This window comes from Nisaea sediminum (assembly GCF_014904705.1).
Classification (GTDB): domain Bacteria; phylum Pseudomonadota; class Alphaproteobacteria; order Thalassobaculales; family Thalassobaculaceae; genus Nisaea; species Nisaea sediminum.
This window is the reverse complement of sequence record NZ_JACZCQ010000001.1, coordinates 397,095-410,620: the sequence shown is the minus strand read 5'-3', so window position 1 is coordinate 410,620 and position 13,526 is coordinate 397,095. Positions and strand designations below refer to the sequence as shown.

Genomic DNA, 13,526 nt, shown 5'->3' with positions numbered 1-13,526 from the left:
TGTCGCACACTCTTGCGAGCGATGCACTCTAGGCCGCTTCCTCACCCTGGAACCGCAAAAGCGACGGCACATCAAAAACAACCAGAAGACTGCTATCCAGACGATAGATTCCGGTCGAGACCTCCCGGATATTCTCGCCAAGCGTCGAGGGGTGCTGCTCAAAGGTCGCCTCGTCGAGCGAGAGCACCTCGCCGACCGAGTCTACCATCAGGCTGTAAAGCTCGCCCTGGTCCTCGACGACCACGCTCATGCCTTCTTGGTCGTCGGACCTCGGCGGCATGTTCAGACGGCTGCGGATATCGATCGCGGTAACGATCCTGCCACGCAGATTGAGAGATCCGGCCACTTCTTTCGGAGAGAGCGGGATCCGGGTGATCCGCTGCGGTCCAAGCACATCATGCACCTGAAGCACCGGAATTCCGAAGAGCTGTTTGCCGATCATGATCGAGACGAACTGTTTCAGCTCGCCGAGCGCGATAAGGCTTTGCCCGGTGGATTGAGTCGCAGGTAGGTCGGTCATCAGTCCCTCACGCGTCGATGGTTTGCGCCAGCGTTTCGAGCAGCGCGTCACGGTCAAGTTTGGCGATATAGTCCGTGAAGCCGACTTCGCGGCCACGGTCGAGATCACGCGGGCTCGTATGCGACGAGAGCGCGATGATCGGCGTCTCCTGCCAGCGGTCGATCGAGCGCAGGCGACGGGTCAGCTCGAAGCCGTCCATACCAGGCATCTCGATATCGCTGATGATGGCATCGAAATCGGCCCCGTTCTCGCAGAGATCGAGAGCGGCTTCCGCATGCTCCGCGATCGTCACGTCATAGCCCGCCACCGAGAGCAGCGGCTTGATCAGATTGCGGAAGAACGCGCTGTCATCCACCAGCAGGACCCGCCGCGAGCCTTCGGGCTCTTGGCTGTCGCTCTCGGCGGAGCCGAACCAGTCGCCATAGGCCTGGGTCAGGTAGTAACCCGCATCGATGACTTCGGTCGCCTTGCCGGCAATGACCGCGCTGCCCATGAGCCAGGGATGATCCGGACGAACCTCGATATGGATCCGGTCCTCGACGATATCGACGATCTCGTCGACGATCAGGCCCATGGAGCGATCGTTGTCGGTGAAGACGAGCACCGGCTGACGGCCTTCCTTTTCGAGCTCCATGCCTTCGACCATCGGGATCAGAGGCATGAGCTGACCGCGATACTGAACCAGCGGCCGGCCTTCGGAATATTCCACTGAGGCGAGATCGATCTCTTCCAGGCGCGCAACCAGTGCGAGCGGCACGGCTTTCGGGCTCTTGCCCCCGGCGCGGAAAAGAAGCAGCGAAGAGACGTCGGAGCGATGCGCCAGTTGACGCGCGGTATCCTTGGCATCCTCGTCGACCATCTTGAGCTCTCCGCTGGCGGCGGCGATCCCGTTCGGATCGAGGATCATGATCACGCTGCCGTCGCCGAGAATGGTGTTGCCGGAGAAGAGCGTGATATTGCGCAGGATCGGCGCCACCGGCTTGACCACGATTTCCTCGGTGTCGAACACCCGGTCCACCATGATGCCGACCGAATAGGTTCCGATCTGAAGCACGACGATGAAGGTCTCCTGCGGCATCTCCTCGACACCTTCGTCGAGCCGGAGCAGACGCCGGAGCGAAACCAGAGGCAGCAGGCGGTTGCGCAAGCGCAGAACCGGTGTGCCGTGGACTTCCTCGATCTTGTGCTCGCTGTTGCTCGACGCCCGGACCAGTTCCACGACGCTGAGCTGCGGGATGGCGAAACGCTCACCGCCGGCTTCCACGATCAGGGCGGAGACGATGGCCAGGGTCAGCGGGATCTTGATGATGAAGGTCGAGCCCCTGCCGAAAACCGACTTCAGCTCGATCGTGCCGCCGATCTTCTCGATATTGGTGCGCACGACGTCCATGCCCACGCCACGGCCGGAGACCGAAGTGACCTGGGCGGCCGTCGAGAAGCCCGCACGGAAGATGAACTGCTGGATCTGCTGCTCGGACAGAGAGTCGGCTTCGGACTCGGCGACCAGACCGTTGGCGACCGCCTTGGCCTTGATCTTCTCCGGATCGAGGCCTTTGCCGTCGTCCTTGATCTCGATGATGATGTGACCGCCTTCGTGATAGGCGTTCAGCGTGATGGTTCCGCCTTCCGGCTTCCCGGCCGCGACTCGATCGACACCTTCTTCGATGCCGTGGTCGGCCGAATTGCGGACCATGTGGGTCAACGGATCCTTGATCAGCTCGAGCACCTGGCGGTCGAGTTCGGTATCGGCACCGAGCATCACCAGATCGATCTTCTTGTTCAGTTCGATCGAGAGATCGCGGACCAGGCGCGGCAGCTTCGACCAAGCATTGCCGATCGGCTGCATGCGCGTCTTCATGACGCCTTCCTGCAGCTCGGACGTGACCTGGCTCAGACGCTGCAACGGAACGGTGAACTCGCTGTCCTTCTCGTTCCGGGAGATCTGCATCAGCTGGTTACGGGTCAACACCAACTCGCTGACCATGGTCATCAGGTTTTCGAGCAGGTCGACATTGACGCGGATCGTCTGGTTCGCGACCGCGGATTCACGGACCTGCTTGTCCTGCTCCGGCTGCTTCGCGACGCTCTGGCCGCCACTGACGGCGACTTCCTTTTTCGCGGCCGGAGGTGGCGCTTCGGCGGCAGGTTCCGGCTCAGCCGGTTCTTCCGCAGGCTCGGCTTCCGGCTCTTCGGTGGCCATGTCTTCGGGACCAGGCGCTTCCATGAAGGCACGCTCCAGTTCGTCGAGGCTGACCTCGCCCGGCTTCAACTCGCGCTCGGGTTCCGGCTCTTCGGCAGCCGGCTCTTCCACCGGCGCGGGGGCTCCGCCGTCGTCGCCAAGCGCGCCGCCCTCGGCGACGATGTTGAGACGGTCGATCAGATCCTGGTCGTCACCTTCCGGTTCGACCTCGTTTTCTTCCAGGGAAGACAGCAGCCACTTGATCCGGTCGAAGGACTCGAGGATCAGCGTAATCGCGTCCGGCGTGACCTCCAGGCTTCCGTCGCGGATGCGGCCGAGGACGTTTTCCGCGGCGTGCGCAACGGCCTCGAGGCGCGGCAGTCCAAGGAAGCCGCAAGTGCCTTTGATCGTATGCACCAGCCGGAAAATATTGCTGAGAAGAGCCTGGTCATTCGGATTCTGTTCCAGTTGAACCAGTTCGACATCGAGCTCCGAAACGCTCTCGGACGTCTCCGTCAAGAACTCGCTGAGTAGTTCATCCATAAATCTAACCCCACTCTTCCTCGTTCAGTGGCCGCGACCGCCGCGATCTGGAAATCGTTTGTTCCAGACCCGGGTTCTAACTTCTCGGACACATCCGACCGTAGTTCAAACCGATAAAAAAAACGTTAACCCATTTAACGCAAATACACCCGAGCAGATGCTTCGGATTTGGAATCTCATCTTTGCGTCCGCAACCGAATTTCGAGTGCATTCAACGCCTCTTCCAAGGCGAAATCCATCCCGAAGCGCCGTGCGTTTTCTGCCGCAATATGCGCGACCACGGATCGGCTGGTCAGATTGGCTATATCGGCGCCCTCTTCGAGCGCGGACGCAACCTCCGGAAGCAGATTGGCACCGTCGCCCGTCGCCTTCAGCACCATCTCTTCGGCCGCCGCTCCGGTGACGCCGAGGGAAATGCTTCCCCCGCGCGGCAGGCACTCGCAGAGCGTGCAGATGAATCCGAGCGCCACCTTCATGCCGCCGACCGGCGGACGGACGGATTTAGGATCGGCGTCGCACTCAAGTTCGAACGCGATCTTCCGTGCCTTGAGATAAGGTTCCGCCAGTGCGGCACCGTCGGCCACTGACTGGTCTGCGGTCGATCCCGCCCCACCGAACGCGACTCGGAAAAAGGACAGGCGCTCCGAGGCTTGCCGCGCGCTGGTCCCGATCAGCGCCAGCGCTTCCTGCTCAAGATCGCCGCCGCCACCTCCGCCGAGGTCCGAAATCAGCTCGGCCCCATTCACAGTCGCGCTTACGGGGCTGATCAGATCATGGAAAAGTCGCGATAAAAGTATATCAATCAAGCCCATATGCTCTGACATGCGGAAAGCCCCCGGTGTCTCGTCCTAGCTGCGCAATCTTAACACACAATACAGACACGGCCTTTCCGAATGGGTCGAAAAAATTGCCGCACCGAAACTTGTTGAAGTTTGATTCCGCTTTCCTTCACAATTCATTAATCGCGGTTTTTTAAGTGCCGCGGCAGCATCGAGACGCAATGTTTACGAGGGTGCAATGTCCAATTTCCTCACTCCTGGAAGTTTCGTGATGCTGGCGGACGAACCGGATTGGGGAATTGGGCAGATCCAGTCGGTGGTCGGAGACCGCGTGACCGTCAATTTCGAGCACCGCGGCAAACAGCTTATCAACAGCGCGAAGGTAGACCTGATCGCCGCCGATGACATGGTCGAAGAAAGACGCGCCGCCCGTTTCGGCTGATCCGACGCCCGCCCCGCACGAGTGGGGCCATGAGACCGTACTTGCATGCTTCCGCTTCCCCACCTGACACCTGCTTGGGTATTTCCCGAAACCGAAGACGGGAATAAGGGCTCGGCTGCCGAGTTCGTCCGGCGTCTGAGAGACCGCCGATGGTCCGTCGCAATTCTCGGATCCGACAATCTTTCGCCGAGCCACGATCTCGCATTCCTGGATCTGGAAGCGGACCGCCGCCCCGCAGACCATGAGCTACAGCTGCTCCTCGAAACCGCTAAAACGCATGGGGTCCCGCTTCTCCTCAGAGGCTCCGCCAGCGATTCCGCCATCCGGAACCTCCGCCCCCATCCGGTCTTGCCCGAATGTCTCTTCCAGTGGTGGGGCCCGGAACGCATGGACGCGGAGTTGATCCGCAATATCCCGCCCCTGACGATCACCCGCGTTACTGCGGGAGCACGCTGGGCGATGGTGGAAACGGAAGAGACTGTCGGCCTCTCTGCAATGCCGTTGCTCGCGAGCGGATCGGCCCCCGATATTCCCGCGAAAATCTGCGATGATTATGTGGGTGCGCCGCTGAGCGCGCTTGCAGGCGGTCTGCGCATGGCGGCCGGGATCGAAAGATCCCTCGCATGTGCGGCGGCGAATGCCGGGAACCGCGCTCCCAACGGCGGCGCGGTCAGCGACGGCTTGCTGCCGGAACCAGGATCCGGAACGGAGCGGACGGTGATCGTCGGCCGCTTCCCCGAACTGGCCCGCAAACGCCCTGGCGCAATCGTGCTGGAGAAGCATCCAGGCCCCGACGATCTGCCGGCGGATGCGGCGCCCTACGTCATTCCAGGCGCGGATCACTTCGTCGTCACCGCATCCGCTTGGAGCAACGGCACACTTGCCGGACTGCTACGCCTGGCAATCGGCAGCCGGGTCACTCTGGTCGGCCCGGGCGCCCCGCTTGCCCCGGCGCTCCATGCCTACGGCATCCACAGGCTCGCCGGGTTCATCGTCGGAGACCGGGAAAAAACACGCGAGATCATCGCAGATGGCGGCGGGGTGAAAGCCTTCAAGCCATATGGCCGACAGATCATGCTCTCGGAAGAATAATCCGGCGGTCTATTCGACCGAACAGCCTATCCGCTCGCCGGCATCGGAAACGACCAAGGTCTCGCCGACCTGCATGGTGACCCAGCAATCGTCCCACTGCTTGCGGCTGCGCGCCTCGACCTGGACGGTCCTGGATCCGGCCTGAAACTCCATCTTCGCGGAATCTCCGGCCGAAACGACGAGAATGTCCTCGGTCCAGAGTTTCACGCGGACCCGAGCTTCCGTGGAGGAGTCGTTGCGGACATTGATAAAATCGAGCTTTGGCCCAGGCTTTTCCTCTTCGCCGAAACAGCCGGTGAGCCCGACCAGCGCCGTCACGATCAGAAGGGTCGATAGAACTCGGGTCATAGGGGCCGCCGGAAGGTCGCGAGGTGAAGAAAATCTTTAAGAATCTTACGCCTAAGCGGGTCGAATGAGAAGACCTTCTACGAAAAACTGAAAACGGGAGCCTAAAGTGCCCCCTGCTGACAGACCCGCTCCGCTGCCTCCAGATCGTCCGGACGGTTGACGTTGAAAAACGGATCGGTTGGCTTTTCGGAGAATTCAGCGACCGCAAGTTTGAACCTCGCGGTCCACAGATCAACCTTACGAATATCATCTTGCTCGATCGCGCCATGCAGGTTTTCCGCGAGCCGCACGGGCCAAAGCCCGATCACCGGATGCCGGCGTCCACCCGACGAGGCGCAGGCAAGCTCCGCGTCTTCCGCTTCGATCGCTGCTGCCAGACGCGCCACGATGTCTGTCGGCACGAAGGGCGCATCGGTTGCAACGGTCAGGATCCAACTCGCCTCCGGGGCGTGCTGCATGGCCCAGCGCATGCCGGTCAGGACTCCGGCAAGCGGTCCCGGCTGCCCCTCAACGACATCCGGAGCAACCGGTAGACCGAAATCTGAGAAGCGCTCCGGATCTCCGTTCGCGTTGAGGACGAGTCTCCCGACCTGGCCGCGGATCCGCTCGATCACATGCGAGAGGATCGGCCGCCCCACAAGGTTCCTCAGAGACTTGTCGCCGCCGCCCATCCGCCGCGACTGCCCGCCCGCGAGCAGAACTCCGACGATGTCGCCGCGCTCAATCGGCATCGGACGTCACGCTCGACTTGCGCGAACTCCGGGAAGGCTCCTCGCCGACGGACGCCAGATCCGCATCGTAGATCAGCCGTTCCCCCCCGGAGAGGGCAATGAACCGCTTGCCTTTCGCCCGTCCGATCAGGGTCAGACCGGCCTCGCGCGCGAGATCGACGCCCCAGGCGGTGAAGCCGGAGCGGGATATCAGGATCGGAATGCCCATCTGCACGGTCTTGATCACCATCTCGCTGGTCAGACGGCCGGTCGTGTAGAAGATCTTGTCGCCCGGTTCGATCCGGTTGAGGAACATGTAACCCGCGATCTTGTCGATCGCATTGTGGCGTCCGACATCCTCCATATAGATCAGCGGCTTGTCCTCACGGCAGAGAACGCATCCGTGGATCGCGCCCGCTTCGAGATAAAGGCTCGGCGTCAGGTTGATCTGCCGCGAAAGCGCATAGATCCAGGACGTTCTGAGCACCGCATCGCGCGGCAGTTCGATATCCTCGAACTTCTCCATCAGATCGCCGAACACGGTCCCCTGGGCGCATCCGGATGTGCGAATCTTCTTTTGAAGTTTCTCTTCGTAATTCGTTTCGCGTTCGGTACGAACGACGACGACCTCGAGATCCTCGTCGTACTCGACCCCTGTGATCACATCGTCCGGCCGCAGCATGTTCTGATTGAGGAGATAGCCGACCGCGAGGTAGTCGGGAAAGTCACCGATGGTCATGGCGGTGACGATTTCCTGACCGTTCAGGAAGATCGTCAAAGGCCGTTCCATGATGACCGAAATCTCCTGCTCGCGGCCTTCGTGATCAAGGCCGGTCAGCCGACGCGTCAGCCGCGGATCGTCAGGCCGAGGGCCGACGAGATAGTCGGGGATGTCCTGTGTCATGGCTTAACTATGGTCAGTGAGCCGGGCGCAGGCAATCCACATCGCGGTAAAGCGCGGGGTCGACGGCCCGAAATTTCAGCGCGATATTGAAGCTGTCGACGACGGGCGCTATATCTGGCTGTGCATAACGGCCGCAAATGACCCGGCCGGCAGGGAGAGGACATGCTCGATCCATTTGGACGCGACGTCAGCTATCTCAGGGTCTCGGTAACGGACCGCTGCGACTTCCGCTGCGTCTATTGCATGTCCGAGAACATGACTTTCCTGCCGAAGAAGGACCTCCTGACGCTGGAGGAGATGGATCGGCTCTGTTCGACCTTCGTTGGCCTCGGCGTGAAGAAGCTACGGTTCACCGGCGGCGAGCCTCTCGTCCGCCGTAACATCATGAGTCTGTTCCGCGGCATGCAGCGCCACCTCGAAAGCGGCGCGCTCGAGGAAGTGACGGTCACGACGAACGGCAGCCAGCTCGGCCGCTTTGCGCACGAGCTCTACGATTGCGGCGTCCGCCGGGTGAATGTCTCGCTCGACACGCTCGATCCCGGAAAGTTCCAGAGCATCACCCGCTGGGGCAAGCTGGACCAGGTGCTGGAGGGTATCGAGATCGCCAAGCGCGCCGGTCTCGCCATCAAGATCAACGCCGTCGCCCTCAAGGGCGTGAACGACGCCGAGCTCGGCGACATGCTGCAATGGTGCGGCGACAACGGCTACGACATGACCGTGATCGAGGTCATGCCGATGGGCGACATCGGCGGCGAGGACCGGCTGGACCAGTATCTGCCGCTCTCCATCGTCCGGGCCAAGCTCTCCGAACGCTTTACGCTGACCGACATTCCCTACAAGACCGGCGGCCCGGCCCGCTATGTCGAGGTCGCGGAGACCGGCGGGCGTCTCGGCTTCATCACCCCGCTGACACATAATTTCTGCGAAAGCTGCAACCGCGTGCGCCTCACCTGCACCGGGACGCTCTATATGTGCCTCGGACAGGACGACGCAGCGGATCTGCGAGCGCCGCTCCGGGCGAGCGAAGGCAACGAGCAGCTGATCGCCGCCATCGAGGAGGCCATTTCTCGGAAGCCGAAGGGACACGATTTCATCATCGACCGGCGGCACAACGGCCCGGCCGTCAGCCGCCACATGAGTGTCACCGGCGGCTAGTCACCGCGCCCTTCACGAAAACACCGTCCGCGTTGTCCCTGTTGCACCAGCAACCTTTGGATCCGGAGGCCCGGACATGCGACGACGCGCGACACAGCTTCAGCGCTTTACCCTTCGGCAGATGCAGTTTCAGCTTCCCCTTAGTGCCTTCGGCGCGCTGGGGTCCTGCCGGGCCGGATGCGGCCTTTCCCTCCCCGCGCTCGACCAGCGCTCCCTGCTGCTCTGCCTCTATCTGCTGCGCTGAACCACGGACGCGTTATTCGATCACGATGCGATGGGCGTAGGTCCGCCCGTCGCTGACGGTCAGTTCGGTGAAGCCCAGCATCTTGCAAAAGTCCAGGAAGTTGAAGATCGACTCGACCTGGAGCTCGCGCATGATCTGGGTCGTTCGCGCGACCCCGGTCATGAGAGCGAGGACCGCGCGGGCCTGGGCGAGCGTGGTCATGTGGTTGTCGTAAAGGCTGACGATGATGAGCTTCTGGGCCTCGTCGCCCTTTGCGAACATCGCGCGCTGCGGCGGATAGGGCCGCTCGCTGACGCTCTTGGCGACGCCGGAGACGAAGGCGAGACGGCTTTCGCGCGTTGCCTGCGGAATATTCTGCGCCCGGGAAACATACTGCTCCTCGGTCACCGATTCCGGATAATAATATCCGGCATGAAGGGACTCCGCGAAAACGGACCCGCCGGCGCAGGCCAGCATCATGAGCAGGACCGCAGTCCATAGGCGCGCGGCTGCGCGGGTCTTGGCCATTCTGATTTCCCCCGTTTCCAGATCGTGCGACCGCATTTCATTCATGACCGATTGCACGTGGATCATGCCCCGAGGATCATGCATAGTCGCACGCATCGAATAAAGGCCAGAAACGGCCGCGCCGCGCTTGCCCGGGCGTCCTGAAACCGCATCCGGATCGAGAATGCCTCCAATGAAGATCGCTTTCACCGCCTCCAGGGCGCCGGATGCTCAGGAAGCCTGCGCAGATCTGACCGCCCGGTACGGAAGTGTTTCGCAGGCTGAAGCGGAGGTCATCGTCGCGCTTGGCGGAGACGGCCAGATGCTGGACACGCTGCGCGACAATTTCGAACGTCCGGTGAAGGTCTTCGGGATGAACCGGGGAACCGTCGGATTTCTGATGAATGAGTATTCGCCGGACGATCTAATGGCGCGGATAGAGGCGGCGCAGCAGGTCGTTCTCCATCCGCTCCGGATGGAAGCGGAGAAAGCGGACGGCACCATCAAGCAGGCACTCGCCATCAACGAGGTCTCGCTGCTCCGGGAGACCGCGCAGGCCGCAAAGATCAGGATCACCATCGACGGCATCGTCCGCCTGGAAGAACTGGTCTGCGACGGCGTGCTCGTCGCGACGCCTGCCGGCAGCACCGCCTACAACCTCTCGGCCCACGGCCCGATCATTCCGCTCGGCGCGGGCGTGCTCGCCCTGACGCCGATCAGCGCCTTCCGGCCCCGGCGCTGGCGCGGTGCCCTCCTGCCGCACGAGGCAAAGATCCAGTTCGACGTGCTCAATCCCGGAAAGCGTCCGATCAGCGCGACGGCGGACTCCACAGAAGTCCGCGACGTGATCCGGGTCCGCGTGCGCGAAGACCGCTCGATCCCCCTCACCCTGCTCTACGACCCGCAACACAATCTGGAAGAGCGTGTTCTGAAGGAACAGTTCGCTCCCTGACCGCATGACCGACAAACCCGATCTCGGCGCGCTCTTCGGGGCGACGCCCGCCGAAACCTTTCTCGGCATCGACAAATGCACCGATCTGCAACGGATCGAAGCGTCTTCCGCCTTTATCGGCGCGCCGGGAGCGACACCATACGGGTCCGTCGGCGCCTATTGCCGGAACGCGCCGGACGCGCTGCGCCGCGCCACCTCGGCCCTGACGGCGAATATCGACCGGCACAATTTCGATCTCGGCGGACGGATCTTTCCGGATGGTGCGCGCCGCGCCGTCGACTGCGGCGATCTGCCGTTCGATGCGAAGGATTTCGCCCGCAACAGGCAAACGATATCGGACGCGATCCGGAAAATCGTCCGATGCGGCGCGGTTCCGATCCTGACCGGGGGCGACGATTCCGTGCCGATCCCGATGCTCGAAGCCCTCGGCGTTACGGGCAAGCGCTACATGGTGCTGCAGATCGACGCCCACATAGACTGGCGGCAGTCCCATATGGGTGAGAGCTTCGGTCTTTCATCGACGATGCGACGGGCATCGGAGATGCCGCATATCGAGCGCATCATCCAGGTCGGCGCGCGCGGCATCGGCTCTGCGCATAGCGACGATTTCGAGGATGCTGTCGCCTGGGGCGCCCGGTTCTTCACTGCGCACGATATCCACCGCGACGGAACCGCGCCGGTGCTGGAGCTGATTCCGGAAGGCGCCGAGATCGTCATCTGCACCGACGTGGATGCGCTCGATCCCTCGATCGTTCCCGGCGTCATCGGCCGGACGCCCGGAGGGCTCGCCTATCATCACGTGCTCGATCTCTACAAAGGTGCGGCGGCATGCGGGCGCATCGCGGCCATGGACTTTGTCGAATATGTGCCGGAAGCCGATATCGATGGCCTCGGGGCCCTCACGACAGCGGGGCTCATCAGCGCGGCGATGGGACTGCTCGCCCGTCAGGATCTGGCATCCCGCGCGCGGTAACGATAGCTTTCTTCCAGCCGACAAAACGTTAACGAAATTATTACCTTTTTAAATTATGTATTGCCTTCAGCGCGTTGGGATCGGAACTCTGCATTTTTGGGGAAATGAGGGATGGCCGGCTACTGGGACAAGTTCGACGATAGAGGTCCGACCACAACGGACGATCTGAAATCTTATCTCGAGGAGCGCAAGCGCAAGGCCGCCCGCTATCTGCGGACCGCCAAGCAGGCTCAGAAGAGAATCGAACAACTTCAGGCGCTCCAGGAAAAACACCGGAAGGCACTTGGTCAGGAGAGCTGACCCTCCGTTTCCCGGACATATCCGGCGAGCCAGGCCGAGAACGCGTCCAGATCACGCTTCAACCCCACGTACCCTTCCGTCCTGACCATCCGGTCGGCATCGAGATAGAGCCGCCGGTTGATTTCGACCTGGATCGAGTGACGCCCCAGCTCCGGCGCACCGTACCGCCGGATCATCTCGGCGCCTTTGTACGGCGCATTCACCGACGCCGAATAGCCGTGCTCCCGGAGCCAGCCGGCGACGGTCTGGACGAGTGCAGGCGCAGCGGTCTGTCCTTCCCCGTCACTGACCACGAAATCCGGACGCGCCTCGCCTGCATCGACATTCATCGCGACGCCGACCGGCTTCATGGAATGCCAGTCGACATGCCAGACTGCTCCGTGCGCGGCATGCAGCCGGTCGAGCCCCGCCTTCACCGCGTCATGATAGGGCCGATAGTAGGTCTCGATGCGGGCCGTGACTTCGGCCACAGAAAGCGGCGCCGTGTAGATCGGAACGCCACGCAGGATCTCCCGCCGGACAAGCCCCATGCCGCGCACGCTCTTGTCCGTCGGATTGGTGCCGCCCGGCCACGGTTCGGAGAGCAGGCTCTCATCGATATCGTCCACCGCCCGGTTCACGTCGATATAGGTCCGTGGGAACTCCGCCGAGATGAGACCGATCCCGTGATCGAGACAGCCCGAAACCAGCTCGTCGACGAACGCGTCTTCCCCGGTCCGGAGATCCGACAGACTTACGGCGGTCACGAAATCGTCGGGGATCGTGCGCCCGGAATGCGGAGAATCGAAGAGAACCGGAACCGGATCTCCGACCGGATGCCGCTCGCTCAGAACGCCGGCGATCCGGCTGATTTGGCCGCCGCCTGTCGTGTCAGAGGCCATCATTCAGGTGACAGGCCGCAATTCGCCCCGGTGCGATCTCCTTCAGCGCCGGCTGCTCGATCCGGCAGCGTTCCGTCGCATGCGGGCAGCGGGGATGGAAATGGCAGCCGGGCGGCGGGTCGATCGGCGACGGGATCTCGCCCTTGATCGGCACGAAGGTCCGCTTGCGGGTATCGAGCCGCGGAACCTCTTCCAGGAGCGCCTTGGTATAGGGATGGTTCGGCGCATTGAACAACTCGGCCGTCGGCGCGCTCTCGACGATGCGGCCGAGATACATGATCACCACCCGGTCGCTCAGATGTTCGACCACGCCGAGATCATGGCTGATGAAGAGATAGGTGAGATTGAGATCCTCGCGCAGGTCCATGAAGAGGTTGAGGACCTGGGCCTGGATCGACACGTCGAGCGCGGCGACGGACTCGTCGCACACCAGGAAATCAGGCTTCACGGCGAGCGCGCGGGCGATGCCGATGCGCTGGCGCTGGCCGCCGGAGAACTGGTGCGGATAGCGACGGACATAGCTCGGATCGAGCCCGACCCGCAGCATCACGCTCTGGACGTAATCCTCGACCTCGTTCGGCTTGACGATGCCATGCACCCGCGGCGCCTCGCCAATGATGTCGCGGACGCGCAGGCGCGGGTTCAGCGAGCTCATCGGATCCTGGAAGATCATCTGGATCTTCAACTGCGCGTCGCGCGCATCCGCGCCCCGAAGATCGGCGACGTTGCGGCCACGGTAGAACATCTGACCGTCGCTCGGCTCGTGCACGCCGGCCACCACGCGGCCGAGCGTGGACTTGCCGCAGCCGGACTCGCCGACCAGCCCGACAACTTCGCCGTCGGCGATGGAGAGCGAGACATTGTCGACAGCGTGCACGGTTTCCTCGCGCACGTTCGCGCCGAGCCGCTGACCGATCTTCGCCGCGAGGTCGAGATGTTTGGTGAAACGCTTGGAGATCCCGTCGAGACGGACGATCGGCGTCGCGCCGGATGCCGCTTTATCCATTTCCATCGCCAT

Annotated in this window: 16 protein-coding genes; 7 read left to right on the top strand and 9 right to left on the bottom strand. The window is 62.4% G+C overall.

What is annotated here, in order from left to right:
* Positions 1 to 28 precede the first annotated feature (28 nt).
* The 3 genes from IG122_RS01890 to IG122_RS01880 all read right to left on the bottom strand — a co-directional run bounded on the left by IG122_RS01890 (position 29) and on the right by IG122_RS01880 (position 3,988).
* Positions 29 to 520, bottom strand: coding sequence for a chemotaxis protein CheW (locus IG122_RS01890; RefSeq protein ID WP_193179898.1), 492 nt, complete (start codon positions 518 to 520; stop codon positions 29 to 31).
* A 7-nt stretch (positions 521 to 527) separates the two neighbouring features.
* Entirely contained in the window at positions 528 to 3,242 is a 2,715-nt protein-coding gene (locus IG122_RS01885) for a hybrid sensor histidine kinase/response regulator (protein WP_193179896.1), read from the bottom strand.
* Positions 3,243 to 3,418: 176 nt separating this feature from the next.
* Positions 3,419 to 3,988: a histidine phosphotransferase family protein gene (locus tag IG122_RS01880; protein ID WP_193179894.1), complete on the bottom strand. Its 570-nt coding sequence runs from the start codon at positions 3,986 to 3,988 to the stop codon at positions 3,419 to 3,421.
* A gap of 271 nt (positions 3,989 to 4,259) precedes the next feature.
* On the opposite strand from IG122_RS01880, the gene IG122_RS01875 reads away from it, so the two are divergent.
* Together IG122_RS01875 and IG122_RS01870 are read left to right on the top strand one after the other, a co-directional pair.
* Positions 4,260 to 4,463 (top strand): DUF3553 domain-containing protein, encoded by a 204-nt coding sequence (locus IG122_RS01875; RefSeq protein WP_193179892.1) that lies wholly within the window; start codon positions 4,260 to 4,262, stop codon positions 4,461 to 4,463.
* Between the two features lie 387 nt (positions 4,464 to 4,850).
* Complete coding sequence (locus IG122_RS01870) at positions 4,851 to 5,555, top strand: Rossmann-like domain-containing protein (protein WP_193179889.1); 705 nt, start codon at positions 4,851 to 4,853, stop codon at positions 5,553 to 5,555.
* A 9-nt stretch (positions 5,556 to 5,564) separates the two neighbouring features.
* Here the strand turns inward: IG122_RS01870 and IG122_RS01865 are convergent, their stop codons facing one another.
* The 3 genes from IG122_RS01865 to IG122_RS01855 all read right to left on the bottom strand — a co-directional run bounded on the left by IG122_RS01865 (position 5,565) and on the right by IG122_RS01855 (position 7,517).
* On the bottom strand, positions 5,565 to 5,903 hold the full coding sequence (locus IG122_RS01865) for a hypothetical protein (RefSeq protein WP_193179887.1): 339 nt from the start codon (positions 5,901 to 5,903) through the stop codon (positions 5,565 to 5,567).
* Positions 5,904 to 6,004: 101 nt separating this feature from the next.
* Positions 6,005 to 6,634: a molybdenum cofactor guanylyltransferase MobA gene (mobA, locus tag IG122_RS01860; protein WP_193179885.1), complete on the bottom strand. Its 630-nt coding sequence runs from the start codon at positions 6,632 to 6,634 to the stop codon at positions 6,005 to 6,007.
* Positions 6,624 to 7,517: a formate dehydrogenase accessory sulfurtransferase FdhD gene (locus tag IG122_RS01855; RefSeq protein ID WP_193179883.1), complete on the bottom strand. Its 894-nt coding sequence runs from the start codon at positions 7,515 to 7,517 to the stop codon at positions 6,624 to 6,626. Before IG122_RS01855 ends, mobA begins: the two co-directional genes overlap by 11 nt.
* Positions 7,518 to 7,679: 162 nt before the next feature.
* Between IG122_RS01855 and moaA the strand changes: the two genes are divergently transcribed.
* Together moaA and IG122_RS01845 are read left to right on the top strand one after the other, a co-directional pair.
* Complete coding sequence (gene moaA, locus IG122_RS01850; RefSeq protein ID WP_193179881.1) at positions 7,680 to 8,672, top strand: GTP 3',8-cyclase MoaA; 993 nt, start codon at positions 7,680 to 7,682, stop codon at positions 8,670 to 8,672.
* A 76-nt stretch (positions 8,673 to 8,748) separates the two neighbouring features.
* Positions 8,749 to 8,916: a hypothetical protein gene (locus IG122_RS01845; protein ID WP_193179879.1), complete on the top strand. Its 168-nt coding sequence runs from the start codon at positions 8,749 to 8,751 to the stop codon at positions 8,914 to 8,916.
* Between the two features lie 12 nt (positions 8,917 to 8,928).
* On the opposite strand, the gene IG122_RS01840 is transcribed toward IG122_RS01845, so the two are convergent.
* On the bottom strand, positions 8,929 to 9,423 hold the full coding sequence (locus IG122_RS01840; protein WP_193179878.1) for a molybdopterin-guanine dinucleotide biosynthesis protein A: 495 nt from the start codon (positions 9,421 to 9,423) through the stop codon (positions 8,929 to 8,931).
* A gap of 163 nt (positions 9,424 to 9,586) precedes the next feature.
* On the opposite strand from IG122_RS01840, the gene IG122_RS01835 reads away from it, so the two are divergent.
* From IG122_RS01835 to IG122_RS01825, 3 genes are all read left to right on the top strand, one after another.
* Positions 9,587 to 10,354, top strand: a complete 768-nt coding sequence (locus IG122_RS01835) for an NAD kinase (RefSeq protein WP_193179877.1) — start codon at positions 9,587 to 9,589, stop codon at positions 10,352 to 10,354.
* Between the two features lie 4 nt (positions 10,355 to 10,358).
* A complete protein-coding gene (locus tag IG122_RS01830) occupies positions 10,359 to 11,327 on the top strand; it encodes an arginase family protein (protein ID WP_193179876.1) in 969 nt (322 codons plus the stop codon).
* A gap of 111 nt (positions 11,328 to 11,438) precedes the next feature.
* Positions 11,439 to 11,627 carry a hypothetical protein gene (locus tag IG122_RS01825; protein ID WP_193179875.1) on the top strand — a complete coding sequence of 63 codons (189 nt, stop codon included), beginning with the start codon at positions 11,439 to 11,441 and terminating at the stop codon, positions 11,625 to 11,627.
* On the opposite strand, the gene IG122_RS01820 is transcribed toward IG122_RS01825, so the two are convergent.
* Both IG122_RS01820 and IG122_RS01815 read right to left on the bottom strand, forming a co-directional pair.
* The gene (locus IG122_RS01820; protein ID WP_193179874.1) at positions 11,615 to 12,511 is read right to left on the bottom strand and encodes an N-formylglutamate amidohydrolase; all 897 of its coding nucleotides are present in this window, start codon (positions 12,509 to 12,511) and stop codon (positions 11,615 to 11,617) included. The two genes, IG122_RS01825 and IG122_RS01820, sit on opposite strands and share 13 nt — an antisense overlap.
* The gene (locus IG122_RS01815) at positions 12,498 to 13,514 is read right to left on the bottom strand and encodes an ABC transporter ATP-binding protein (RefSeq protein ID WP_226893260.1); all 1,017 of its coding nucleotides are present in this window, start codon (positions 13,512 to 13,514) and stop codon (positions 12,498 to 12,500) included. Before IG122_RS01815 ends, IG122_RS01820 begins: the two co-directional genes overlap by 14 nt.
* Between the last annotated feature and the right edge of the window lie 12 nt (positions 13,515 to 13,526).

Bases quoted from the DNA above. Each gene is read 5' to 3' on its own strand.
- IG122_RS01890 (WP_193179898.1), bottom strand. From the start codon at position 520: ATGACCGACCTACCTGCGACTCAATCCACCGGGCAAAGCCTTATCGCG.
- IG122_RS01885 (WP_193179896.1), bottom strand. From the start codon at position 3,242: ATGGATGAACTACTCAGCGAGTTCTTGACGGAGACGTCCGAGAGCGTT.
- IG122_RS01875 (WP_193179892.1), top strand. From the start codon at position 4,260: ATGTCCAATTTCCTCACTCCTGGAAGTTTCGTGATGCTGGCGGACGAA.
- IG122_RS01870 (WP_193179889.1), top strand. From the start codon at position 4,851: ATGGACGCGGAGTTGATCCGCAATATCCCGCCCCTGACGATCACCCGC.
- IG122_RS01865 (WP_193179887.1), bottom strand. From the start codon at position 5,903: ATGACCCGAGTTCTATCGACCCTTCTGATCGTGACGGCGCTGGTCGGG.
- mobA (WP_193179885.1), bottom strand. From the start codon at position 6,634: ATGCCGATTGAGCGCGGCGACATCGTCGGAGTTCTGCTCGCGGGCGGG.
- IG122_RS01855 (WP_193179883.1), bottom strand. From the start codon at position 7,517: ATGACACAGGACATCCCCGACTATCTCGTCGGCCCTCGGCCTGACGAT.
- moaA (WP_193179881.1), top strand. From the start codon at position 7,680: ATGCTCGATCCATTTGGACGCGACGTCAGCTATCTCAGGGTCTCGGTA.
- IG122_RS01845 (WP_193179879.1), top strand. From the start codon at position 8,749: ATGCGACGACGCGCGACACAGCTTCAGCGCTTTACCCTTCGGCAGATG.
- IG122_RS01840 (WP_193179878.1), bottom strand. From the start codon at position 9,423: ATGGCCAAGACCCGCGCAGCCGCGCGCCTATGGACTGCGGTCCTGCTC.
- IG122_RS01835 (WP_193179877.1), top strand. From the start codon at position 9,587: ATGCCTCCAATGAAGATCGCTTTCACCGCCTCCAGGGCGCCGGATGCT.
- IG122_RS01830 (WP_193179876.1), top strand. From the start codon at position 10,359: ATGACCGACAAACCCGATCTCGGCGCGCTCTTCGGGGCGACGCCCGCC.
- IG122_RS01825 (WP_193179875.1), top strand. From the start codon at position 11,439: ATGGCCGGCTACTGGGACAAGTTCGACGATAGAGGTCCGACCACAACG.
- IG122_RS01820 (WP_193179874.1), bottom strand. From the start codon at position 12,511: ATGATGGCCTCTGACACGACAGGCGGCGGCCAAATCAGCCGGATCGCC.
- IG122_RS01815 (WP_226893260.1), bottom strand. From the start codon at position 13,514: ATGGATAAAGCGGCATCCGGCGCGACGCCGATCGTCCGTCTCGACGGG.